Genomic DNA, 24,074 nt, shown 5'->3' with positions numbered 1-24,074 from the left:
CCTGCGGCTCAATAATCTGCACTCATGGACGTCGCAAAACTGGCGCCTATAATGGCGATGAGCGAACAACAGGCGGAATGGCGGCGAGCGATGAAATCTGGCAAAACACCAAGCCGGACAAATTTGGAAAAGCAATGCATGGAGTTGGGCCTGAAAATGACCGGGCAGCGCCGCGTTATCGCGCGCGTGCTGTCCGAGGCCGACGATCATCCGAATGTGGAAGTCGTACATCGCCGCGCCAGTGCGATCGATGACCGCATCAGCCTGGCGACCGTCTACCGCACCCTTCGTCTATTCGAAGAAATCAATATTCTCGACCGCCATGATTTCGGCGACGGCCGGGCGCGCTATGAGCAGGCGGATCAGGACCACCACGATCATTTGATCGACCTGAAGAGCGGCAAGGTCATCGAATTTCAAGACCGCAAAATCGAACAACTCCAATCTGCTGTCGCCGAGCGCCTGGGCTACAAGCTGGTCGGCCACAAGCTCGAACTCTATGCCGTCCCTCTCGATGAAAGCACGGCGGATAAGGATGACTAGCGGCGTGGGCGAACAGAGATTCATGGACGGGATTACAACGGGCAGCCTGGCGGTTCGGCTGGCGCTGGGCGATTCGGATATCGACGCCGCCCAAGCGCTCAGATACCGGGTTTTCTACGAAGAGATGACCGCGCGGCCAAGCGAAGAAATGGCCGCCAAAGGGCGCGATTTCGACCGCTTCGACCAATATTGTGACCATCTGTTGGTAATCGATAACGACCTGCCAATCGGCAGTAACCAAGTAGTTGGAACCTATCGCCTGCTGCGCCGCTCGGTCGCTGAACGCGACGGCGGGTTTTACTCTATCTCGGAATATAATATCGATCGCATCTTGGAGCAGCCCGGAGAAATTCTTGAATTGGGCCGCTCCTGCGTCGAGGCGCCCTATCGCAACCGCGCCACCATGACGCTGCTGTGGCGCGGCATCGCCACCTACGTCAAGCATTACGAGATTCCGCTGATGTTTGGCTGCGCAAGCTTCCCGGGCACCGACCCGGCCGAGCATGCGATGGCGCTCTCTTATCTTTATCATTTTCATCTCGCGCCGGCCGAAATGCGCCCGGTGGCGCAGCCGGATCATTTCGTCAAGATGGACTTGTTGCCCAAGGAAGAGGTCAACGGCCGCGCCGCGATCCGCACCGTGCCGCCGCTGATCAGAGGCTATTTGCGGCTCAACGGGTTCGTCGGTGACGGCGCGGTGATCGACCCGCAATGGAACAGCGTCGATGTCAGCATTGTGGTCAAAACGGATTTGGTGACGCGCAAATATTTGGACAAACTAACATGACGGCGTTTTTTACCGCGCTGCGCTTTGCCGGCTGGACGGCGGTGCTGTTGCCCGTTCAAATCTTTCTGATCCGGTTCAACATGCCGTTCGCAAAACGCCTGCCGATGATGTACCACCGCGGCGTCTGCCGGTTGTTGGCCTTTCGCGTCGAGCAGCATGGCGAGATATCGCGTACGCGACCAACTCTGTTCGTGTGCAATCACACCTCATATCTCGACATTTCCGTGTTGGGCGCCGTTCTGCCAGCGTCGTTCGTGGCCAAGGCCGAAGTGCGCGCCTGGCCGCTATTTGGCTTACTGGCACGCTTGCAACGCACGGTTTTTGTCGAGCGCAAGGCCAGCCGCACCGCGGAGCATCGCGACGAAATGGTCCGCCGGCTCGAAATGGGAGACAATTTAGTTTTGTTCCCCGAAGGCACCAGCAATGACGGCAACCGAGTGCTGCCGTTTAAAAGCGGGTTTTTCGGCGCCGCCGAGATTGAAATCGACGGCAAACCGCTTACCGTCCAGCCGGTATCGGTTTCCTATACGCATCTCGACGGCATCCCGGTTGGGCACGGATATCGGCCGTATTTCGCTTGGTACGGCGATATGGAAATGGCCGGCCATTTGTGGAATGTCTTCGGCCTCGGGCAAACCACCGTGGCGGTCGAATTCCATGATCCGGTGACCATAGCCGACTTCGCCTCGCGCAAGGAGATGGCGGCGCACTGTCAGCGTGTGGTGTCCGATGGCGTCTCGCGCGGCATTCACGGGCGCCTTGGCAAAGTCGCCAAACACGCGTGGTGGGCCTCGAAAACCGCCTGACCCACAGCTGAAGGCGCATGCGCTCCGCTTGACAGCGTCTGGACGAGTGTTAGATTTGCCAGCTTAGAATGAGAACATCCAAACAACATTGTGCCTGCCCCTGTTCAGGCGCGCTTGAATATGCGGCGCGGCGGACAGCAGCGGGATAACATTTTGACGAAAAAACTCTACGTAAAGACCTATGGCTGCCAGATGAACGTCTATGACTCCGCCCGGATGGCGGATGTCTTGGCGGCGCATGGCTATGCATCGACGGGCACGCCCGACGACGCAGATCTGGTGATTCTGAATCCCTGCCATATTCGCGAAAAGGCAGCGGAAAAGGTCTATTCGGAACTCGGCCGGATGAACCAGATCAAACAGGCGCGGCGCGCCGCCGGGCGGCGCATGATGCTCGCCGTCAGCGGGTGTGTCGGCCAAGCCGAGGGCGCTGAGCTATTGCGCCGCGCCCCGTTTGTCGATCTTGTCATGGGGCCGCAGAATTACCATCGGCTGCCAGAATTGCTGCGCCGCGCCGAAGCGCGCGGCGTGGTCGACACGGAGTTTCCGGTCGAGAGCAAGTTCGATCATTTGCCGGACGCGGAACCCGGCTCCGCCAATTCCGGCGTCAGCGCCTTTCTCACTATTCAAGAAGGCTGCGACCGGTTTTGTACGTTTTGCGTCGTGCCCTACACGCGCGGCGCGGAATATTCGCGCCCGGTGAAACAAGTCGAGTCCGAGGCGCGCCGGTTGATCGCCCTCGGCGCGCGCGAAATCACCTTGCTCGGGCAAAATGTCAACGCCTATCACGGCGCCAATGACAGCGCAGGCGACGGCCACAGCGAGTACTCCCTGGCTGACCTCATTCGCCACTTGGCGGATTTAGACGGGTTAAAGCGGTTGCGCTACACGACCTCGCATCCGCGCGATCTGAGCGCCGATTTGATCGCCGCGCATGGCGATGTTGCGGCGCTCATGCCGTTTCTACATCTTCCCGTACAGTCCGGATCAGACCGCATTCTCAAAGCGATGAACCGCCAGCATACAGCGGATGACTATCGCCGCCGGATCGAGGAATTGCGCCGGGCGAGACCGGATATCGCCCTTTCGAGCGATTTCATTGTAGGATTTCCCGGCGAAACCGACGCTGATTTCGAAGCGACCCTAGAGCTGGCGCGGGACGTCAATTACGCCCAGGCGTTTTCCTTCAAATACAGCCCGCGGCCGGGCACCCCAGCGGCAGATCATGACGATCAGGTTCCAGAAAATGTTAAGGGCCAGCGGTTGAAAGCGTTGCAAACGCTTCTTGGCCGCTCACAATCCACATTCAATGCCAGCATGGTCGGCCGCACCCTGCCGGTGCTGTTCGAGCGCCCCGGGCGCCATGCCAATCAGCTATTGGGGCGCACCGCCTTCGGCCAATGGGTTCATGCCGACATGCCAGAGGAGTATCGCGGCCGCATCGCCGATGTTGTGATCATCGAGGCGCACACAAACAGCCTGGCGGGACAAGCGGTGGCGGCGTAGGCGGCGCATGCAGAGATGACCGCAGGTATATCCACAGAGACGGCCACAGAGACGGCGGCGCGGGCCGCAGGGCAGCCCAGATGAGCCAGCTTCCTGTCATCGAACCTGGGAAATCCGGCGAGTCCAGTGCGCCGAGCGCTCAGACCCATATAGTTTTCGATGATAACGCGGTGCTGGCGATGCTATTTGGCGAACATGACCGCCATATCGCGCAAATTGAGCACGCCCTTGGAGTGATAATCGGCTCACGCGGCAACGAGCTTGAGATTTCCGGTCCGCCCGAATCGGTCGGCGTAGCTAAGGCGGTGCTGAACGAATTGTACGACAAGCTCAAACGCGGGCTGGCCGTGAACAGCAGTGAAGTCGACGGGACGATTAGAATGGCCAGCGCACGGGGCCAGGTTGGGGGTGCCGCGGACGCCGGCGGCGCGCCGCGGGCGCGGATCGAGCCCATTCAAACGCGCAAGCATCCTGTCGAGCCGCGCTCGCCGCGCCAAGCCGCCTACATCGAGGCGATGCGCTCGCACGAGCTGGTGTTTGGCCTCGGTCCGGCGGGAACCGGAAAAACTTATATCGCCGTCGCTGTTGCGGTTTCGATGTATCTGTCGGGTCAGGTCGACCGCATCATACTTTCGCGTCCGGCCGTCGAGGCCGGAGAACGCCTCGGTTTCCTGCCCGGTGACATCAAGGAAAAGGTCGATCCTTATTTACGCCCGCTATACGACGCGCTGCACGATATGATGCCAACAGATTCAGTGCTGAAGCGGATTGAGTCCGGCGATATCGAGATTGCGCCGCTGGCGTTCATGCGCGGGCGCACGCTGTCCAACGCCATCGTCATTCTCGATGAGGCGCAAAATACCACGCCGGTTCAAATGAAGATGTTTCTGACTCGCCTTGGCGAATATTCCCGCATGGTGGTCACCGGTGATCTGTCGCAGATCGATTTGCCGATCGGCGCACGATCCGGATTGGCGGAAGCGGTCGATGTCCTGGAGAACATGAAGGGCGCGGCATTCATTCGATTTTCTAGTGACGACGTCGTGCGCAATCCCCTGGTCACGCGCATCGTGCGCGCCTACGAAAAGCGCGAGAAGGACGCACAGACGGCGCGCGATGGGGCGCAACGAACGTGACCGAGGAATCTGAAACTCTGTTCGAGCGCAGCCTCATCGCGGAGCGCAAATTGCTGTCAACTTCGGCGATCCGCGCGCTGGCGGAGGAACGCTGGAACATCGCGCGACCGCTGTTGGATTGGCCATTGCTGGTCCTGTTTGTTATCGCGATGACTGCGCTGTTTGCGCCATTCGGCTCGTCCGACCTGCCGACCCCAGCCTTGGGCAGTATCGCCCAGGACACCATCCGGGCAGATCGCGGCTTGGAAGTGGCGGACCCGGAAGAAACCGCGTTGCGCCGCGCACAGGCACGTTCAACGGTGCGGCCGCGCTTTGATTACGATCCCGAGTTTCTCTTTGAGCGGCGCAACGATGCCGTCGTGGCGATGGAAAATTTGAAAGCGCGTCTGGCGCAAACCGAGCTGACAGTCGGCGCCCGGCTCGCCGCCTTCGAGGCCGATCTCGGCTTACCGGTAAATGCCGGCGTATTTGAATTGCTCGAAGGGCTGCCGGAGATCGAGAACGCCGGCGAAGCATTGTCCTATTTCCTGGCACTGCCTGCCGAGCGCATGGTGATGGAAGACCGCGCCATGCTACCCGAGAGCGGTGCGATAGAACTCCGCCGCGCCGACAGCGACGAAGGCGCCAAGCTATTCCATTTCGACGCTATCATTGACGTCGCCGGGGCGTGGCGAATGATGCGGGCTAAAGCGGGTGAGGCGCCGTACGGCTCAGCGCGAAGCCTGCGCACCTGGATCCTCGAAACGGCGCTGGCGATGACCGAACAAAACGTCACCTTCAACCCCACCGCCACCGAGAGCGCCGCCGAAGCAGCGCTCGCCGCGGTCGAAGAAGTGACCATGCATATCGGCCGCGGAGAGGTGATCGTGCGGGAGGGAGACCGCGTGACGCGGCGTGCTCAGTCGCGCCTTTTGGCGCTGAACGACGCCCGCCAAGGCGGGCTTGGCTGGGTCGATAGCGTGGCGTTCGCAGTATTTCTCGCCGGCCTAGTTGGGTTGGGCGCGTTCTTTTTTCGCTCCGGCCGCCAACCGCTGCATTTTACCCGCAAGACCGGCTACATCACGCTCGCCTCGATCAGCATCACCGGGCTCATTAGCATCGGCGCGATTTTTGCTGGACGCGGCATCGCTGAAGGCATTGGCATCGACCTCCCGGCTGCTGCGTTTCTCAGCCCCGTCGCCCTTGCGGCGGTAATCGTCTCGATCTTTGTCAATGCACGGGTGAGCCTGATGGTCGGCGTTACCCTCTCGCTGCTCGTGACCTATCACGCCGACGGCGGGATTTGGCTTGCCGCTTATTATCTGATTGGTGTGCTGGTTGCCGGTATCGGCGCGCGGCCTTGCCGTCATCGCAAGGACTTGCTGATGGTCGGTGCCGCGGTGGCCGCCGTCCAGGCGGCAACCGTGCCTCTCGTGCTCATTCTCGCCGGCGGCACAGCCTATGCAGAAATTCCGATCGTGCTGGTGTTTGCGTTGGTGTCAGGCGGGTTGGTCGCGGCGTTCGCCATGGTCTTGCTGCCGTTGTTCGAGTACGTGTTCGACGAAGTTACCGACGTGCGGTTGATGGAACTCGCCTCCGGCGATCATCCGTTGCTCAAGGCGCTGGCTATGAAATCGCCGGGCACTTACCACCATTCGGTAATGATCGCCAATCTCGCAGAAGCGGCGGCCGAGGCAATCGGCGCCAACGCTCTTAAATGCCGCGTCATGGCGCTTTATCACGATATCGGAAAATCGGTTCGGCCGGTCTATTTCGCGGAAAACCAGCGCGAGGGCAACATCCATGACGGCCTTCCGCCGGAGCTTTCAGCACGTATCATCTTTTCCCATATCACCGAAGGCATCGAGCTTGCCCGGTCGCATCGTCTGGGGCGGCCTGTAATCGAAGCGGTGACGCAACATCAGGGCACCACTTTGTTGCGCGTTTTTTATCAGCGCGCTCTGGAACAAGCGCAATCTTCTGGACGACCGGTCAATGAAGCGGATTACCGATATCCCGGCCCGCGGCCGCAGACGCGTGAATCGGGAATCCTGATGGTCGGCGATTCCGTTGAAGCCGCGACCCGAGCGCTCAAAAACCCAAGCCCGGCCGAGCTGAAGGAACGGGTCGGGAAAATCATCGCCGAGAAAATGGCGGATGGACAATTATCGGATTGCGCGCTCACCATTGCCGACCTCGCCAATATTGAAGAATCATTCACGCGGGTTCTCGTCATGGGCGTCTATCACAGTCGCATTGAATACCCGGCCAGCAATGTGCGGGCGGGGCCGCAGGACCGAGAACAGAACGGCAAAGGTAGAGATGGAGATCGGGATAACGATACGCCAATCAGCATGGCGGACCGCGCTTCCTGATGCGCGCCGCGTGACGCGGAAGGCAGCCTTGGCAGCGCTGGCCTCGACAGCCGAGACCATCGCCACCGAGCTCGCCGTCGTGCTGGCCGACGACAACTTGCTGCGCAGCCTGAACTCTGAATATCGCGGCGTCGATAAGGCGACCAATGTTCTAGCGTTTGCCTACGCGGACTCCAATCCGTCGCCGGCACCATTTGAAAGTGACGCCTTGGGAGATGTAGTGATTTCGCTCGAAAGAGCTGCGCAGGAAGCCAAGGATTCGGGCATAAGCTTGAGCGAACATTTAAGCCATCTCGTAATACATGGCGTGTTACATCTGTTGGGCTATGATCACATCACCGATGGTGATGCCAAGACAATGGAGGAACTTGAGATTCGGACGCTGGCGGGTATCGGAATTTCTAATCCCTACGCGCCACTTACCGCAGTAAAAAATGATGAACGATAGCGACAAACCCCCATCTAGAAACGGGACGGCCTCAACCAGTGAAGAGAGCCATCCCGAACCTTCAATTGTACGTTCCGTAAGCGGCTGGCTGGTCCGCGCCTTCGCGCGCAATGGCGACGCGACGTGGCAAGAATCCCTCGAAGAAATGATCGAGGAAGAAGACGATATCTCCGAGCAGATTACTCCGGAAGAACGAGATCTGCTGATGAACCTGCTGCGCTTTGGCAGCCTCAACGCCCAGGACGCAATGGTGCCGCGGCCGGATATCGTTGCCGTCGAGGAGAGTGCCGCGCTCGAGGATATCGTCGAGATGATCCGACAGGGCGGACACTCACGCATGCCGGTATACCGCGACACGCTGGATGAAATCATCGGCATGGTGCATATCCGCGACGTCATGTCGTATTGGGGCGGGACGAAGCAATTTCAGCTGTCGCAAATTATCCGGCCCGTGCTGTTCGTTCCGCAGTCAATGCCGGTCGTCGTTTTACTGGCCAAGATGCGTACCAGCCGGCTGCACATGGCGGTCATCGTGGATGAGTATGGCGGCACCGACGGCCTCGTCACGATCGAAGATCTGGTCGAGGAAATCGTCGGCGAGATCGAAGACGAGCACGACGTTGTGTCGACGCCGACGCTCAGCATCTCTGCCGACGGTGTCGTCGAGGCCGATGCGCGCACGGAAATCGAGGCGCTAGAATCGCATTTTGGCGTGCAACTCAGAGACAATGAACTCGATGAGGATATCGACACCGTGGGCGGACTGGTCTCGCGCCTGGCCGGCCGAGTGCCGCTGCGCTTCGACCGGCTGAGCCACCCTTCCGGACTGACGTTTGAAATCGTTGACGCCGATCCGAGGCGGGTAAAACGGGTGCGCGTCAGCGCGGCAGCGCCACCGGGCGAGACCGACCAGACGTGAATTCAAGGCGCACCGTCGGCGTGTTTTGGCATGGCGGGAACGGCTTCATCCTGACGCTTGCCAACCATGTTGCGGCGCTCGACGGTTGGCGGCGCTCGCTGCTCGGCTTTTGCTTGGGCGTGGCCGCGGCCGGCGCCCTGCCGCCAGCCCATGTGCTGCCACTGCTGGTGCCCGCTTTCGCCGGCCTATTGTGGTTGATCGCTGCGGCGCGCTCGCCGTGGCGGGCCGCTTTATCAGGCTGGTGGTTTGGCTTCGGACATTTTCTTGCCGCCTGTTATTGGGTCGGCGCGGCACTGCTGACCGATCCGGACAAATTCGCCTGGGTAGCGGCGCCGGCGGTGCTCGGCCTCAGCGCCGGATTGGCGTTGTTCCCGGCGCTCGCCGCGCTGGCTGTGTTCCTCAGCCGGCGAACCGGCTTTTCGCGCCTGCTCGTCTTTGCCGTCTTTTGGACCGTCGCCGAGTGGCTGCGCGGCCATCTATTAAGTGGCTTTCCGATGAATCTGATCGGCACGTCCTGGACCATATCCGAGGGCATGATTCAGATGGTGGCGGTGGCCGGGGTTTACGGCCTCAGCTTCATCACCATTTTGGCGGCAGCGGCCCCAGCCCTCCTGGCCGAGCATCGGGAAGAATCGGACGCGGTGAGAAACTGGCGCGTGCCGGCCGCGATGATCCTCCTTCTGGCGGCGATTTGGGTGGGCGGAACGGTTCGTCTTGCAGTCCAGCATCCAGCCGCGCTGGAAGGTGTCAAACTGCTAATCGTCCAGGCCAATATACCGCAACAACTAAAATGGCGCGCCGACGCGCGCCAGGCATCGATGGAAAAACACCGGCGCATGACGCTCGCCGTGCCGCCCGGCTCCTTCAGCCATGTCATTTGGCCGGAAACGGCGGTGCCTTACGATGTCAGCAATGACCCGCGCCTCGCGGCCTGGCTCGCCGCCGCCGTGCCCGAAGACGGCTTGCTGTTCACCGGCGCACTGCGCCGCGGCGGCGAGCCAGGCGAAGCGCCCATATTATGGAACAGCTTGCACGCGATTGATGCAAAAGGCGGCCTGAGCGCCTCTTACGACAAGCACCACCTGGTTCCGTTCGGCGAATATATGCCGCTCCGAAGCATCATGAGCTTCGCTAAACTCACCCATGGTAATTTGGATTTCTCGGCGGGACTCGGTGCACAAACGCTAACCGTTCCCGGCCTGCCGTCCTTCAGTCCGCTAATTTGTTATGAAGCGATATTTCCCGGCCAGGTGACAGCGCGCGATAGCCGCCCCGGTTGGCTGCTCAACATCACCAATGACGGCTGGTTCGGCAATACTGCCGGCCCCTATCAGCATTTGCAGGCGGCTCGTCTGAGGGCGGTCGAGGAAGGCCTGCCCCTGGTGCGCGCCGCCAATACCGGGATTTCTGCTGTCATCGATCCGCTCGGCCGCTATGTAGGGCGTCTTGCGCTCGGCACCGAAGGCGTACTGCTAGCCGCCCTACCCAGGGCGCTAGGGCGCACGCCATACGCGATGATGGGCGACTTGACAATGATCCTAGTTCTAATTATTTCACTCGGCATAGTATTTTTGCGCGCATTTCGTGAAACGAGATGACTCTATTCAATAAAGCTTAAACTAATTGAGTAATTCTATCCCTAACAACAACCAGAAAAACCATGCGGTTGTTGACATATTAAAATGAAATAGGTTAAGAGAAACTGTCGTTCGAAGTTTCGTTTACTGCGATCCTTTGTATCGTAAAACGCAACCCGCCGGCGATATTCAGCAACAACTAATTCAGACATAGCGAACCACATAGAGAACCCATGGCACTTCACCCAAATCCGATAGACATTCACGTTGGGAAACGTGTTCGATTGCGCCGAACGTTACTCGGCATGAGCCAGGAAAAGCTCGGCAACGCGATCAATTTAACTTTTCAACAAGTACAAAAATACGAGCGTGGGACGAATCGAATCGGATCCAGCCGTCTCTATCAATTATCGCAAGTTCTCGACATTCCCGTTTCTTATTTTTTCGATGATTTGCCGCCCGAAATCGTCGCCAGCAAATCGCCCGGACTGGCCGATGTTAAGATCGCCTCTTTCCAGGGCGACCCGCTCATCAAACGCGAGACGCTTGAACTGGTACGGGCGTATTATCGGATTACCGATCCGAGCGTGCGCAAGCGGGTGTTCGAACTGGTAAAAGCCGTCGCCAAGCCGGCCTCGGGCGATAAAAGCGGCGACGGCGCCTAACCGGCTCTGCGTTCCCATTTAGCCCTTCCGCGGCCGGGCAAAGCGCTTGACCGTCTCGCTAAAGATTGCCACAAACCGGTGCGACAGAATCGTCGCGCCTGGTCGAAGCTTGGCATTATCAGGAAAAAATTCAGGCCGAAAAAAGAGGAGTCGGTATTTTGACATTATCCAATTACTTATTTACCAGTGAATCTGTTTCGGAAGGCCATCCCGACAAGGTGTGCGACCGAATTTCCGATGCCATTGTCGATACGTTCCTGGCGCGCGACCCAGAAGCGCGCGTGGCATGCGAAACCCTGGTGACGACCAATCGTATTGTCTTGGGCGGCGAGGTGCGTGGCCCTGAAACCGTTACGCATGACGTGATGGAAGATGTGGCGCGCGAAGCTGTGCGTCAGATTGGCTACGAGCAGGACGGCTTTCATTGGGCACGCGCTCATGTCGAGGTTCATATCCATTCGCAGTCAGGCGATATTGCGATGGGTGTGGATAGCACCGGCAATAAGGACGAAGGCGCCGGCGACCAGGGCATCATGTTCGGCTATGCCTGCCGCGAAACGGATGTGCTCATGCCCGCCGCCATTCATTACTCACACGCGATTCTGCGCTCTCTCGCCGAAGCGCGCCATTCTGGAGCTGAGCCAGGCTTGCTACCGGATTCGAAGAGCCAGGTGACGCTGCGTTACGAAAATGGAATGCCCGTCGCCGCAACGTCGATCGTTGTATCCAGCCAACATTCGGCAAGCCTCAGCCAGGAGCAGGTGCGTGAAATCGTGCGCCCCCATGTGGTCAATGTGCTGCCGGACGGCTGGATGTGCCCGGAGGAAGAGTTTTACGTCAATCCGACCGGGCGGTTTGTGATCGGCGGGCCGGACGGCGATTGCGGGCTGACGGGGCGCAAAATCATTGTCGACACTTACGGCGGCTCGGCGCCGCATGGTGGGGGCGCTTTTTCAGGCAAAGACCCGTCAAAGGTCGACCGCTCGGCGGCCTATGCAGCGCGCTATTTGGCCAAGAATATCGTCTCCGCCGGACTAGCTGAGCGCTGCACCATCCAGCTCAGCTACGCTATCGGCGTGGCAAAACCGCTGTCGATCTATGTCAATACCCACAACACCGGCCAGGTTGACGATGCCAAACTCGCTGCGACTATTGGCGACGCCATGGACCTCACGCCGCGTGGCATCCGTCAACATTTGAAACTTAATCGGCCGATCTATGCGCGCACTTCGGCGTATGGCCATTTCGGTCGTGAACCGGAGCCTGACGGTGGCTTTTCATGGGAACGGACCGATTTGGCCGCGGAGTTGAAGCGCGCCCTCGCCTAAGCGTGCCGCACGACATGACTGGCAACGGGGCATGACCGGCGACGGGACAAATGACTTGGAAGTCCGCCGCAGTCTTGTTTTCAGCCGCCGCCGGGGCCACAAATTGCGCCCCAAACGCCAGGCGCTCATGCGCGACCTTCTCCCGGAAATCGAAATCGACTTAGAGCAGAGCGCGGATGTCATCGACCCGCGCAGCTATTTTGGCGCCGCCATAGATGAAGTTTGGCTCGAAATCGGTTTTGGCGCGGGAGAGCATTTGGCTTGGCAGGCGGCGCACCGTCCGGATGTCGGGTTCATCGGATGCGAACCGTTTTTGAACGGTGTCGCCGCGCTGCTCAGCCGGGTCGCAGAGGAAAACTTAGCCAATGTTAGAATATTCCCCGAGGATGCGCGTCTCCTGCTAGCTCGCCTCGGCGCCGGCCAGGTGTCCCGGATAGCTATGCTTTTTCCCGATCCTTGGCCGAAAAAACGGCATCACAAAAGGCGAATCGTCAGCCCGGAGATAATCGCCCGCTGCGCCGATGTTCTCGCTGCGGGCGGCGAGTTCAGATTTGCCACCGACCATGCCGAACTCGCCCGTTGGACGCTGCTGCACATGAACCGAGAAAGGCGTTTTAACTGGCTGGCGGAGCGCCCGCAGGACTGGCGCGAGCGGCCTGAAGATTGGCCCGAAACACGCTACGAACAGAAGGCGCGCGAAGCCGGGCGAGCAGCGATTTTTCTGCGTTATTTGCGCCAACCATAGGCCGCCGCGGCGGCGAGATCACGCAACACACCACAAAGCGCTTGAAGCATCGGCCAAAACAGATATAGGTTAGGCGCAATTATTAACGAGGTTGGTCTTTGTGATGAAGTTTGAGGTGGGCTGCGGGCCCGCTTTTTCATTTGTGCTGTCGGCACGTTAGCGATGTGGTGCAACCATGGAACAGACGCACCGTGTCGAGGAGTTGATCGCACCGTCTCTTGAAGCCCTTGGCTTTGAGTTGGTCCGTGTGCGCTACGACGGCCCCGGACGCCCGACCCTTCAGATCATGATTGAACGACGAGACCACGAGCCACTGACTGTCGATGATTGCGCAAAGGCCAGCAAATCGATTTCGGCCTTGCTCGATGTCGAAGACCCTATCGGCGGCGCCTATAATCTTGAAGTTAGCTCGCCCGGCCTGGACCGCCCATTGACGCGGATCAGCGATTTTGAACGCTTCGTCGGCTTCCACGCAAAGATCGAAATGACGGCGCCGATTGATGGCCGCACGCGCTTGCGTGGGCAAGTACTCGGCGTAGAAAACGGCAAGGTGCGGATTTCCGCCGACGATGGCAGTGCGGTGGTGCCGTTCGAGACCATCAAGAAAGCAAAATTGATACTGACGGACGAACTGATTTCGGCCGCCCAGTCGCAAAAACGGATGTAGAGCAAATGGAAACGGAAACAGTTGGTCTGGCACGCCATGAGCTGCTGCAGGTTGCTGACGCAGTAGCGCGAGAAAAAGGAATTGAGCGCGATCTCGTGCTCGAGGCGATGGAACAAGCGATTACCCACGCCGGCAAGCGGAAATATGGCCAGGAACATGATATCCGCACCGAGATCGACCGGGAAACCGGCGAAATTCGCTTGATGCGCTATCTCGAGGTGGCCGATCCAGTGGAAAACGAGGCCACACAGATCAGCATTCCGACCGCGCAGGAGCGCAATCCGGCCGCGCAAATCGGTGACTACCTGGCAGACGCCTTGCCGCCCATCGATTTCGGGCGCATTGCCGCGCAAACCGCCAAACAAGTGATCGTACAAAAAGTGCGCGAGGCGGAGCGCGCGCGTCAGTATGAAGAATACAAGGATCGTCTCGGCGAAATTGCCAGCGGCTTGGTTAAGCGCGCCGAATTTGGCGGCGTGACCGTCGATCTCGGCCGCGGCGAAGGCGTGATCCGGCGCGAGGATTTGCTGCCCCGCGAATCGTTCCGCAATGGCGACCGCGTGCGCGGTTATATTTACGATGTCCGACGCGAACAGCGCGGGCCGCAAATTTTCATCTCGCGCACCCATCCTAATTTCATGGCCAAATTATTCGCCCAAGAGGTGCCTGAAATTTACGATGGCATCATCGAAATCAAATCGGTCGCGCGGGATCCCGGCAGCCGAGCAAAAATCGCAGTCTTTTCGAACGACGCAAGCATCGACCCGGTCGGCGCCTGTGTCGGCATGCGGGGCTCGCGCGTACAGGCTGTGGTCAGCGAGTTGCAAGGCGAAAAAATCGACATTATCCAGTGGTCGCCCGATCCGGCCGCTTCGATCGTCAACGCTTTGGCGCCGGCGGAAGTATCCAAAGTCGTCCTCGACGAAGAGGCCAAACGCATTGAAGTCGTGGTGCCCGATGATCAACTCAGCTTGGCAATCGGCCGGCGCGGCCAAAATGTCCGGCTGGCCTCCCAGCTGTCGGGGTGGGACATCGACATATTAACCGAGGCGGAAGAATCGGATCGCCGCCAAGAAGAAGTCCGCAGCCGCACCGAACTGTTCATGGAAGCCCTCGACGTGGACGATGTGATCGCCCATCTGCTGGTCAGCGAAGGGTTCGCCAGTGTTGAGGAAGTGGCGTTCGTCCCGACCGAAGAATTGGCATCGGTGGAGAGTTTTGACGAGGAGATCGCCCAGGAACTGCAGCGCCGCGCGGCGGAGTATGTGGAAAATCTCAATAACGAAATGTCTGAAAAACGCATCGCGTTGGGCGTGCAGGATGAATTGGCCGAACTTGAGGCTCTGAGCCCGGTTGCGCTCGTCATTCTCGGCGAAGCTGGGATCAAAACATTGGACGATCTCGGCGACCTCGCCGGCGATGAATTGATCGAAATTTTGGGCGCCATCGCTCCCAATCCCGATAATGCGAACGCCATCATTATGTCCGCACGCGCGCATTGGTTCGACGACGAACCGGCTGAATCAGATGCAGATTCGGCAACGGATTCGGTGGCGGATTCGATGGCGGAGGACGATAGTGCGGTGCGCGGCGAGGAAACGGGAACGCCGTGAGCAGAACGAAGACAAACAGCGTGCGGAAACCGCGCGCTAGCAGCGCGGCCGAAGCGCCGGGCGCTGCGCTGCGTTCGCCCGTCAAGCATCGGCGCTGCATTGTGTCACGGCGCGAATGCTCGACTGCACATCTCATCCGCTTCGTCGCCGGCCCGGACAATAGAATCGTTCCCGATCTGGCTGAACGCCTGCCCGGTCGGGGCTTGTGGCTAAGTGCGAATCGTGCGACGCTAGATCAAGCCCGATCCAGTGGCAGTTTCTCCCGGGCAGCGCGCGCTGCCGTCACTTTGGAAGAGGAACTGGCTGAGCAGGTCGGTGAACAGCTTGCCGCGCGCGCCCTCAATTATCTCGGCCTCAGTGCGCGCGCCGGCGCCATTGCGATCGGGCATGATCAGGTTCGGGCCGATTTGAGCAGCAAGCGGGCAGCGGTATTGGTGCAGGCTGCTGACGGTGCGGCGTCCGCCCGCGCCCGGTTGCGGGCACTTGCCAATGGTCTGCCCGCGGTGGAGATGTTTACGCGCGGTGAATTATCGCACGCTTTGGGACGCGCCGATGCGGTGCATGTGGCGCTCCGTCCGTCACGCTTGTGCGACATGTTTTTGCGCGAATGCGGCCGTCTCGCCGGCTTTCGCGCCGTTGGAGAATCGCGCCTGCCGGCGGAGAAATGGGATGTCGACGTCGGGTCCCCATCAGCTAAACAGCAAAACGAAATTGCGGATCGAGTAGGAAGCGAATGAGTGACGACGGTACGATCGAAAGCGGCCTGGAGAAGAAGCCTCTGTCGTTAAAGCGCCAGGGGCGGCCAGAGGGAAATCAGTCCGCGGATGCAGGTCAAGTGCGGCAAAGTTTTTCGCATGGCCGCAGCCGGTCTGTTGCCGTCGAGGTTCGCAAAAAGCGTAACATCACCCAAGGTGGCGGCGTCAGCGCAGCGCCGACGCAGGCGCGCGCCGTCGGAACGTTGAAAGCGGCTGAACCCGCCGTCAAAAAAACCGCCGAGGCGCCGCTCGCGAAAACCGAAACCGAGCGCGACACCCCCAAATCCCGCGTTGTCTTGAGAACCCTGACGAATGAGGAAAAAGCCACCCGTGCCCGTGCAGTAGAATCCGCCGTCAAAGAAGAGGGGCGCAAGCGCCAGGAAGCGGAAGTCGAAGCCGCGCTTCGTGCGGAAGAGGACCAGAGTCGGGCGGTCGAGCGTGAAGAGGCCGAACGCCGTTCCGCTGACGAAGAAGCCCGGCGCACGGCGGAAGAGGCAAAACGCCGCCAGGCGGAGGAAGAAGCTGCCCGCCGGCTCGCCGTGCCAGGAGAGACAGCGGGTGAGGTCTCGGGCGCAGCAGTCAGCGAGCGGGCCGGCGTCAAACGCGAAGCGACAGCTGAAGAAGATGACTCGCCGAGACGCGGCCGCCGGCGCATTGAAGTTCGCCGCCCGCCGTCAGCCGGCAAACGGGATCGCGACGCAAATCGCCGCAGCAGTGCCAAACTTACAGTTTCACGAGCGCTCGAAACCGGTGGTGAGGATGAACGCAGCCGCAGCCTCGCTTCGCTGAAACGCCAACGCGAGCGCGAGCGCCGCATGGCGGCGGAAGCCGGCGGCGGTGACGAGGCCGGACCAGTTGTGCGCGAGGTGGTGGTGCCCGAAACCATCGCCGTGCAAGAACTTGCCAACCGGATGGCGGTACGCGGCTTCGAGGTTGTGAAGAAGCTCATGCAAATGGGCATCGCCGCCTCGATTTCCCAAACCATTGAAGGCGATACCGCGGAACTGGTGGTGCATGAGTTCGGCCACAAGATCAAACGGGTGAGCGCTTCGGACGTCGAAATTGGCCTGCAAGGTGATTCGGATGAGGCCGGTAGTCTGGTTCCCCGTCCGCCAGTGGTAACTGTGATGGGCCATGTCGATCACGGCAAGACATCGCTGCTCGACGCGCTGCGTGCGACCGATATCGCATCGGGCGAGGCTGGCGGAATCACACAGCATATTGGTGCCTATCAGGTGCAGATTGCCAATGATGTGCGCATTACTTTTATCGATACGCCAGGCCATGCCGCGTTTACGCAGATGCGCTCGCGCGGCGCAAAGCTCACCGATATCGTTGTTTTGGTTGTCGCTGCCGATGATGGCGTCATGCCGCAGACGGTCGAGGCAATCAACCATGCGCGCGCAGCCGGCGCGCCCATCATCATCGCCATCAACAAGATGGATCGGCCCGACGCCAAGGCAGACCGCGTGCGTCAAGAGCTGCTACAGCACGAAATCGTCACCGAGGAAATGGGCGGTGATATATTGTCCGTCGAAGTTTCCGCAATTCAAAAAACTAATCTCGACAAACTTGAAGAAGCGATCATCCTGCAATCGGAAATTCTCGAACTTGCCGCCAACCCGAATCGTGACGCCGATGGCGTGGTGATTGAATCGCGAGTCGATCGCGGACGCGGCGTCGTTTGTACCTGTTTGGTGCAGCGTGGCACGCTTCGTGTTGGCGATATCGTCGTCGCCGGCTCGGAATGGGGCCGGGTTCGCGCGATGTCGGATGAGCGCGGGAAAAACCGCGTTGAGGCGTTGCCCTCGACTCCAGTGGAAGTGCTCGGCTTCAACGGCCCGCCGAGCGCTGGCGACGAATTTGTCGTCGTGGACAGCGAGCGGCGCGCCCGCGAAATCACTGAATTTCGCAGCATGCGTTCGCGCGATGACGCTGTCGCCCGCAGCGCCTCGCTGGTTAATTTGGATCAAATGTTCTTGCAAGCCGGCGACGACGGACTGCAACGGCTGCCGATGGTTATCAAAGGCGATGTGCATGGTTCTGTGGAGGCGGTGACGAGCGCGCTTGAGAATTTGTCCACCGACGAGGTCGCCGTTCAAATCCTCCACGCCGGTGTTGGTGGCATTACTGAATCGGACGTAGTTCTGGCGAGCGCGTCAAAGGCATTCATCGTCGGCTTCAATGTGCGCCCCAATCCGCAAGCTCGCGAAATGGCGCAGCGCGAAGGCGTCGAAATTCGCGACTACGCCATTATTTACAACGTTGTCGATGACACCAAGGCGATGCTCGAGGGCATGCTCAAACCGGCGTTGCACGAACACAAGCTTGGCAATGCGAGAATTCTGGAAATATTCGACGTCGGCAAAATCGGCAAAGTCGCCGGCTGCCGGGTCAGCAATGGCTTGGTGCGGCGCGGCGCCAGGGTGCGGCTGCTGCGCGACGATATTGTAATTCATGACGGCACGCTGAAGACATTGCGGAGCTTCAAAAATGATGTGCGCGAGGTCAAAGAAGGATTCGAATGCGGCATGTCGTTCGAGAATTATTCGGATCTGCGGCAAGACGATGTTATGGAATTTTATGAAGTCGAGGAAGTCGCGCGCACGCTCGATTCCTAATCCTGTAACAATTTAAGATATGTCGTTCCACGCAGTGGAAGCTTGAAGCATGGCACGCGGCAACGAACCAAAATCGCGCGCTCCCAGTCAGCGCCAATTGCGTGTCGGTGAGCTTCTCCGTGAGGCGTTGACCGACACGTTCGCGCGCGCTCCGATTCGCGATCCAATTTTGAGCAGCACACCGATCACGGTCACCGAAGTTCGCGCTTCACCTGATCTCAAGAAAGCCAGAGTTTTTGTCATGCCGTTAGGTGGTGGCGACGGCGAGCCGATTGTCGAGGCGCTGTCACGCGCGGCGCCTTATCTGCGCTCCGAAGTCGCGCGGCGGGTGAAACTGCGGCACACGCCGGCGCTCGAATTCGTGTTCGACCGTTCGTTCGATGAATCGAATTTCATCGACGAACTCCTGAAAGGGGTAAAGCCGCCCAATGAATGAGCCAGCCGGCGCGACGGCGCGCCTCGACGGCTGGCTGATCATCGATAAACCGCCGGGCCGCAGTTCAGCGCATATTGTTGGCCGGATAAAACGCCTCACCGGCGGTCTGAAAGTTGGCCATGGCGGCACGCTTGACCCGCTCGCCACCGGTGTTCTGCCGATTGCCATCGGTGAAGCCACCAAAACGGTGGCCTACGTCATGCTGGGAACCAAAGGTTACCGTTTCACATTGAAATGGGGCGAAGCGCGCGATACCGACGACGGCGAAGGTGAGATTACGGAGACCAGCGATATTCGCCCTTCGCGGCAGGATATAGAGAACATTTTACCGAAATTCATCGGCGAAATCAGTCAAATGCCGCCCAAATATTCGGCCCTGAAGGTTAATGGTCAACGCGCCTATGCCTTGGCGCGGGCCAACAAGCCGGTCACGCTGGAACCCCGGAAAATACGTGTAGACAGCCTATTGCTGCTTGAAAATGACGAAGAAACCGCCAGTTTCGACGTGATCTGCGGCAAGGGCACCTATATTCGCGCCTTGGCACGCGATATCGCGCATTGCCTTGGCACTTTTGGCTATGTTTCGGCGTTGCGCCGCACTGCGGTCGGTCCCTTTAAGGAAAATGCGGCGATTTCGCTGGATATCCTGGAGTCGCTCGTGCATAGTGCCGGCCTTGCTGCGCACGTTCTTCCGGTCGAAGCCCCGCTGGCCGACATCCCGGCATTGGAATTGACCGAAAGTGACGCGCACCGGCTGCGATGTGGCCAGGTAATAGCAGTAAAAGGCGTGGATATCAAAACCGTCCGCGCCTTATACGGCGGGCGTCTTGTTGCTTTGGCCACAATCGAGATGGGTCACCTCAGGCCGCTTCGCGTCTTCAACCTTTTGGAATTGGAGTAAGAGATGTCGATTACCGCTGAGCGGAAATCCGTACTCATGGGCGAGTTCGGAAAAACAACCGGTGACACCGGCTCCCCGGAAGTGCAGGTCGCAATCTTGACCGAGCGCATCAACAATTTAACGGGGCATTTTAAGACCCATAAGAAAGACCGGCATTCGCGCCGTGGCCTCCTGAAGATGGTGAGCCGCCGCCGCAGTTTGCTGGACTATCTCAAGCGCGAAGACACAGATCGTTATGCCGACGTGATCCAGCGCTTGGGTCTGCGTAAGTAAATCTTTGACTGGCTTCGCAGACCATTCTCACTGGTACGACTAAAGTTGCTGACGACAGATGAACGTCTCAGGCCGAGCCGCGACGTACAAAGCGCGGGCGATAGCTATTTGGTTCATTGACTCAGGACGAAATGTCGCGGCCACGGAATGTCGCAGTCAATGAAATAGACGAGGGGACCATTTTGGTCTGCTCGAGCGGGGCGGAGCGCATTGGGCGCATCGGCCGCAGGAAAAGGGAAATAGACAATGTTTAATGTTACGAGAAAAGAAACGGTTTGGGGCGGGCGCCCGCTGGTCATCGAATCCGGCAAATTGGCGCGCCAGGCCGATGGCGCTGTGATGGTGACCTACGGCCAGACGGCCGTGCTGTGCACCGTAGTCGCGCAAAAGACCCCGCGGGAGGGAGTGGATTTTTTCCCCCTCACCGTCAATTACGAAGAAAAAGCATTTGCTGCTGGGAAAATTCCCGGCGGATTTTTTAAGCGTGAAGGCCGGCCCGGCGAAAAAGAAACGCTGGTCTGCCGCCTGATTGACCGGCCGATCCGGCCACTGTTTGCCGCTGGCTTCCGCAATGAAACACAAGTTATTTGTACGGTTGTCTCGCACGATATGGAAAACGATCCCGATATGGTCGCAATGGTCGGCGCTTCCGCCGCCCTGACCATTTCTGGCATTCCCTTCATGGGCCCGATTGCCGGCGCCCGGGTAGGTTATATCAACGGCGAATATGTTCTTAATCCGACAGCAGAGGAACGCCTCGAATCGACGCTTGACCTGGTGGTTGCCGGAACCCAAGACGGCGTGCTGATGGTCGAATCCGAAGCCAAAGAGCTGAACGAAGACATCATGCTCGGCGCCGTCACCTTCGGCCATACAGGAATGCGTCCGGTATTCGATGTGATTATCGAACTTGCCGAAGCCTGCGCGAAAGAGCCGTGGAACGTCCCGAGCATCGAGAAGGACGCGGACCTAGTCGCCAAGATCGGCGGCTTGGCCTCCGAGGGCTTGCGCGATGCCTACGCCATCAAGTCCAAATCCGAGCGTCAGGACCGCATTAGCAGCGTAAAAAAATCTGTCACGGATAGCATGGCCGATGGCGATGGCCAGACACCAGGAGATACGTACTCGATCCTCAAAGATATCGAACGCGACATCGTGCGCTCCGAAATCATAAAAACCGGCTCCCGCATCGACGGGCGCGGCACGCGGGATGTGCGCCAGATCGTAAGCGAGGTCGGCATCCTGCCGCGTAGCCACGGCTCGGCGCTCTTTACCCGCGGCGAAACCCAGGCACTGGTCGTCGCCACGCTTGGCACCGGCCAAGACGAGCAGATCATGGATGTGCTCGAGGGCGAATACCGTGAACGCTTCATGCTGCACTATAATTTTCCGCCCTATTCGGTGGGCGAGGCACGTTTTCTACGCGGCCCGGGGCGGCGTGAAATCGGTCATGGCAAGCTTGCTTGGCGCGCCATTCATCCTCTGCTACCGACACCCGAAGAATTTCCCTACACCATCCGCGTGGTTTCGGAGATTACCGAATCAAACGGCTCGTCTTCGATGGCGACCGTCTGCGGCGCCTCTTTGTCGTTGATGGACGCCGGCGTTCCGCTGACCCGTCCGGTAGCGGGCATCGCCATGGGTCTGATCAAAGAGGGTGATGACTATGCCGTGTTGAGCGATATTCTCGGCGACGAGGATCACCTCGGCGACATGGATTTCAAGGTGGCTGGTACGGTGAACGGTATCACGTCGCTGCAGATGGATATCAAGATCACCAGCATCACCGAGGCAATCATGCGGGAGGCGCTCGAACAGGCGAATGAGGGCCGTCTTCACATTTTGGGTGAAATGGTCAAAGCGATCGGATCGGCGCGCGACACCGTGAGCGACACCGCGCCCCGCATTACGTCGATCACCGTGCCGAAGGACCGCATCCGCGAAATCATCGGCCCGGGCGGCAAAGTAGTGCGTGAAATCTGCGAGCTTACGGGCACCAAGATCGACATCGAGGATGACGGCACGATCAAGGTCGCCGCAGTGGAGGCCGCCGCCGGCGAAGCCGCGATTAACATGATTCGCGATATTATCGCGGAGCCTGAAGTCGGTGAAATCTATGACGGCAAGGTCGTGAAGATCATGGATTTCGGCGCGTTCGTGAATTTCATCGGCAAGCGCGACGGCCTCGTCCATATCAGCGAAGTCGCAGCCGGTCGGATCGGCTCGGTGAACGAAGTGCTGAAGGAAGGCGACATGGTCAAAGTTAAGGTGTTGGGCGTCGACGACCGTGGCAAGATCAAACTGAGCATGAAGGCTGTCAACCAGGAGACCGGCGAAGACATCAGCCAGCAAGCTGAAGCGAGTTAACTCGGACAATCAAAGCTCGCGGCCCCGCAGCATAATCCGTTATGATTGTGCTGCGGGCCTGACGAGTGCTTGATTTACGCTCTAGTCGGACTTGACGCGGGCGGTGAAAGGTCCAAATTAACCTTTAAGCGCAGACGAGCGGCATTTGACCAATATCGGCAAAATATTGTCCGCCCGGTTGCCAAGCTAAACAGAGAGGATGAATTGAAGGCGCTTCATCCACTGATTGTTTCGGGCAAAGAAGTGTTGCCATTGATCGAGGGTGGCAAGGGCATTGGCGTGACCAATGGGCTGTCTTCGGGTGCGTGGGCGGCGGCCGGCGCGGTCGGGACGTTCTCGGGCGTGAACGCCGATTCCTACGACGCGGACGGCCGGGCGATACCGCAAATCTATCACGGCCGGACACGCCGCGAACGCCACGAAGAGCTGGTGGAATACGCGGTTGAAGGCGGCTTGGCCCAAGCCCGCATCGCGCATGAAGCGTCCGGCGGCGAAGGCCGCCTGCACATGAACATCCTGTGGGAGATGGGGGCCAGCGAAAGAATCCTGCGCGCCATCCTCGAGCGCGGCAAGGGCCTCATACACGGCGTCACATGCGGCGCTGGCATGCCGTATCGAATCGCTGAGATCGCCAATCATTATCAGGTACATTATTACCCGATCGTTTCCTCCGGCCGGGCGTTCCGGGCGCTATGGAAGCGCGCCTATCACAAGTTCTCGGATTTGCTTGGCGGTGTGGTCTATGAAGACCCGTGGCGGGCCGGTGGCCATAACGGACTCTCCAACGGTGAAGATCCCAATATACCGGAAGACCCCTATCCGCGGGTGCGCGACTTGCGCACCCTCATGAACAGCATCGGCCTGCACAAAGTACCTATTATCATGGCCGGTGGCGTTTGGTATCTGCGCGAATGGCAGGATTGGATCGACAATCCGGAAATCGGTCCGATCGCGTTCCAATTCGGCACCCGCCCGTTGGTGACCAAAGAAAGCCCAATATCCGAAAGCTGGAAGCGGCGCTTGTTGACCTTGAAAAAAGGCGATGTCGGCCTCAACAAATTCAGCCCGACGGGGTTCTACTCCTCCGCCGTGAGAAATAAATTTATCAACGACCTGGAAGAGCGCGAACAACATCAAGTGGCGTTTACCTCGGAACCGCTCGGCGACCACAACCAGAAGCTCACCCCGGGCCCGCGCGGTCGATCATTTTATCTTACCAAAGGCGATTTTAAACGCGCCCAGGAATGGCTGAGCAGCGGCTTCGAACGGGTCATGAAAACGCCGGATTCGACCCTGATATTCGTAACTGACGACAAGGCCCGGGAAATCCGCAACGATCAGGCGGCCTGCATGGGGTGCCTGTCATCCTGCCGGTTTAGCAATTGGTCAACAAACCCCGACTTCACCACCGGCAAGAAGGCCGACCCGCGGAGCTTCTGTATTCAAAAAACCCTACAGGTGATCATCCACGACGAAGACAATGTCGAGGATCAACTGATGTTCTCCGGCCATGGGGCTTACCAATTTGCGACGGATCCGTTTTACTCCAATGGCTTCATTCCGTCGGTGAAGGAACTCGTCAACCGCATGGTGACGGGCGATTAATACCTGCGTCAGACAGCGCGAA

Annotated in this window: 21 protein-coding genes; all 21 read left to right on the top strand. The window is 59.1% G+C overall.

Annotation, left to right across the window (positions count from 1 at the left end):
* Positions 1 to 90: 90 nt before the first annotated feature.
* Positions 91 to 543: a Fur family transcriptional regulator gene (locus O3A94_05390; GenBank protein ID MDA1355689.1), complete on the top strand. Its 453-nt coding sequence runs from the start codon at positions 91 to 93 to the stop codon at positions 541 to 543.
* Entirely contained in the window at positions 536 to 1,330 is a 795-nt protein-coding gene (locus O3A94_05385; protein ID MDA1355688.1) for a GNAT family N-acetyltransferase, read from the top strand. Before O3A94_05390 ends, O3A94_05385 begins: the two co-directional genes overlap by 8 nt.
* Positions 1,327 to 2,136 carry a lysophospholipid acyltransferase family protein gene (locus O3A94_05380; GenBank protein MDA1355687.1) on the top strand — a complete coding sequence of 270 codons (810 nt, stop codon included), beginning with the start codon at positions 1,327 to 1,329 and terminating at the stop codon, positions 2,134 to 2,136. Before O3A94_05385 ends, O3A94_05380 begins: the two co-directional genes overlap by 4 nt.
* Positions 2,137 to 2,289: 153 nt before the next feature.
* Positions 2,290 to 3,642 (top strand): tRNA (N6-isopentenyl adenosine(37)-C2)-methylthiotransferase MiaB, encoded by a 1,353-nt coding sequence (miaB, locus tag O3A94_05375; protein MDA1355686.1) that lies wholly within the window; start codon positions 2,290 to 2,292, stop codon positions 3,640 to 3,642.
* A gap of 179 nt (positions 3,643 to 3,821) precedes the next feature.
* A complete protein-coding gene (locus tag O3A94_05370) occupies positions 3,822 to 4,778 on the top strand; it encodes a PhoH family protein (protein ID MDA1355685.1) in 957 nt (318 codons plus the stop codon).
* Positions 4,775 to 7,132 carry an HDIG domain-containing protein gene (locus O3A94_05365; protein MDA1355684.1) on the top strand — a complete coding sequence of 786 codons (2,358 nt, stop codon included), beginning with the start codon at positions 4,775 to 4,777 and terminating at the stop codon, positions 7,130 to 7,132. Before O3A94_05370 ends, O3A94_05365 begins: the two co-directional genes overlap by 4 nt.
* A complete protein-coding gene (ybeY, locus tag O3A94_05360) occupies positions 7,080 to 7,580 on the top strand; it encodes an rRNA maturation RNase YbeY (protein ID MDA1355683.1) in 501 nt (166 codons plus the stop codon). The genes O3A94_05365 and ybeY overlap by 53 nt, the downstream gene beginning before the upstream one ends.
* Positions 7,567 to 8,499 (top strand): hemolysin family protein, encoded by a 933-nt coding sequence (locus tag O3A94_05355; GenBank protein MDA1355682.1) that lies wholly within the window; start codon positions 7,567 to 7,569, stop codon positions 8,497 to 8,499. Before ybeY ends, O3A94_05355 begins: the two co-directional genes overlap by 14 nt.
* Positions 8,496 to 10,097: an apolipoprotein N-acyltransferase gene (lnt, locus tag O3A94_05350; protein ID MDA1355681.1), complete on the top strand. Its 1,602-nt coding sequence runs from the start codon at positions 8,496 to 8,498 to the stop codon at positions 10,095 to 10,097. Before O3A94_05355 ends, lnt begins: the two co-directional genes overlap by 4 nt.
* Positions 10,098 to 10,309: 212 nt before the next feature.
* Positions 10,310 to 10,741 (top strand): helix-turn-helix transcriptional regulator, encoded by a 432-nt coding sequence (locus O3A94_05345; GenBank protein ID MDA1355680.1) that lies wholly within the window; start codon positions 10,310 to 10,312, stop codon positions 10,739 to 10,741.
* A gap of 158 nt (positions 10,742 to 10,899) precedes the next feature.
* Positions 10,900 to 12,069 (top strand): methionine adenosyltransferase, encoded by a 1,170-nt coding sequence (gene metK, locus O3A94_05340; GenBank protein ID MDA1355679.1) that lies wholly within the window; start codon positions 10,900 to 10,902, stop codon positions 12,067 to 12,069.
* Positions 12,070 to 12,100: 31 nt separating this feature from the next.
* Entirely contained in the window at positions 12,101 to 12,814 is a 714-nt protein-coding gene (gene trmB / locus O3A94_05335) for a tRNA (guanosine(46)-N7)-methyltransferase TrmB (GenBank protein MDA1355678.1), read from the top strand.
* A gap of 175 nt (positions 12,815 to 12,989) precedes the next feature.
* Complete coding sequence (rimP, locus tag O3A94_05330; protein ID MDA1355677.1) at positions 12,990 to 13,481, top strand: ribosome maturation factor RimP; 492 nt, start codon at positions 12,990 to 12,992, stop codon at positions 13,479 to 13,481.
* Between the two features lie 5 nt (positions 13,482 to 13,486).
* Positions 13,487 to 15,094, top strand: a complete 1,608-nt coding sequence (nusA, locus tag O3A94_05325) for a transcription termination factor NusA (GenBank protein ID MDA1355676.1) — start codon at positions 13,487 to 13,489, stop codon at positions 15,092 to 15,094.
* On the top strand, positions 15,091 to 15,831 hold the full coding sequence (locus tag O3A94_05320) for an RNA-binding protein (protein ID MDA1355675.1): 741 nt from the start codon (positions 15,091 to 15,093) through the stop codon (positions 15,829 to 15,831). Before nusA ends, O3A94_05320 begins: the two co-directional genes overlap by 4 nt.
* Positions 15,828 to 18,470, top strand: coding sequence for a translation initiation factor IF-2 (infB, locus tag O3A94_05315; GenBank protein MDA1355674.1), 2,643 nt, complete (start codon positions 15,828 to 15,830; stop codon positions 18,468 to 18,470). Before O3A94_05320 ends, infB begins: the two co-directional genes overlap by 4 nt.
* 49 nt (positions 18,471 to 18,519) lie before the next feature.
* Positions 18,520 to 18,906, top strand: a complete 387-nt coding sequence (gene rbfA, locus O3A94_05310) for a 30S ribosome-binding factor RbfA (protein ID MDA1355673.1) — start codon at positions 18,520 to 18,522, stop codon at positions 18,904 to 18,906.
* Complete coding sequence (gene truB / locus O3A94_05305; protein MDA1355672.1) at positions 18,899 to 19,807, top strand: tRNA pseudouridine(55) synthase TruB; 909 nt, start codon at positions 18,899 to 18,901, stop codon at positions 19,805 to 19,807. The genes rbfA and truB overlap by 8 nt, the downstream gene beginning before the upstream one ends.
* Before the next feature lie 3 nt (positions 19,808 to 19,810).
* The gene (gene rpsO, locus O3A94_05300) at positions 19,811 to 20,080 is read left to right on the top strand and encodes a 30S ribosomal protein S15 (GenBank protein MDA1355671.1); all 270 of its coding nucleotides are present in this window, start codon (positions 19,811 to 19,813) and stop codon (positions 20,078 to 20,080) included.
* Between the two features lie 246 nt (positions 20,081 to 20,326).
* Positions 20,327 to 22,447: a polyribonucleotide nucleotidyltransferase gene (gene pnp, locus O3A94_05295; GenBank protein MDA1355670.1), complete on the top strand. Its 2,121-nt coding sequence runs from the start codon at positions 20,327 to 20,329 to the stop codon at positions 22,445 to 22,447.
* A gap of 204 nt (positions 22,448 to 22,651) precedes the next feature.
* On the top strand, positions 22,652 to 24,052 hold the full coding sequence (locus O3A94_05290; protein MDA1355669.1) for a nitronate monooxygenase: 1,401 nt from the start codon (positions 22,652 to 22,654) through the stop codon (positions 24,050 to 24,052).
* The last annotated feature ends 22 nt before the right edge of the window (positions 24,053 to 24,074 follow it).

The sequence above is a fragment of the Pseudomonadota bacterium genome (genome assembly GCA_027624955.1).
Taxonomy (GTDB): domain Bacteria; phylum Pseudomonadota; class Alphaproteobacteria; order UBA828; family UBA828; genus PTKB01.
This window is presented reverse-complemented; position numbering and strand designations above follow the sequence as displayed.

Coding starts and splice junctions, on each gene's coding strand:
- O3A94_05390 (MDA1355689.1), top strand. CDS start 91: ATGAAATCTGGCAAAACACCAAGCCGGACAAATTTGGAAAAGCAATGC.
- O3A94_05385 (MDA1355688.1), top strand. CDS start 536: ATGACTAGCGGCGTGGGCGAACAGAGATTCATGGACGGGATTACAACG.
- O3A94_05380 (MDA1355687.1), top strand. CDS start 1,327: ATGACGGCGTTTTTTACCGCGCTGCGCTTTGCCGGCTGGACGGCGGTG.
- O3A94_05370 (MDA1355685.1), top strand. CDS start 3,822: ATGCTATTTGGCGAACATGACCGCCATATCGCGCAAATTGAGCACGCC.
- ybeY (MDA1355683.1), top strand. CDS start 7,080: ATGGAGATCGGGATAACGATACGCCAATCAGCATGGCGGACCGCGCTT.
- O3A94_05355 (MDA1355682.1), top strand. CDS start 7,567: ATGATGAACGATAGCGACAAACCCCCATCTAGAAACGGGACGGCCTCA.
- O3A94_05345 (MDA1355680.1), top strand. CDS start 10,310: ATGGCACTTCACCCAAATCCGATAGACATTCACGTTGGGAAACGTGTT.
- trmB (MDA1355678.1), top strand. CDS start 12,101: ATGACCGGCGACGGGACAAATGACTTGGAAGTCCGCCGCAGTCTTGTT.
- rimP (MDA1355677.1), top strand. CDS start 12,990: ATGGAACAGACGCACCGTGTCGAGGAGTTGATCGCACCGTCTCTTGAA.
- nusA (MDA1355676.1), top strand. CDS start 13,487: ATGGAAACGGAAACAGTTGGTCTGGCACGCCATGAGCTGCTGCAGGTT.
- infB (MDA1355674.1), top strand. CDS start 15,828: ATGAGTGACGACGGTACGATCGAAAGCGGCCTGGAGAAGAAGCCTCTG.
- rbfA (MDA1355673.1), top strand. CDS start 18,520: ATGGCACGCGGCAACGAACCAAAATCGCGCGCTCCCAGTCAGCGCCAA.
- truB (MDA1355672.1), top strand. CDS start 18,899: ATGAATGAGCCAGCCGGCGCGACGGCGCGCCTCGACGGCTGGCTGATC.
- rpsO (MDA1355671.1), top strand. CDS start 19,811: ATGTCGATTACCGCTGAGCGGAAATCCGTACTCATGGGCGAGTTCGGA.
- pnp (MDA1355670.1), top strand. CDS start 20,327: ATGTTTAATGTTACGAGAAAAGAAACGGTTTGGGGCGGGCGCCCGCTG.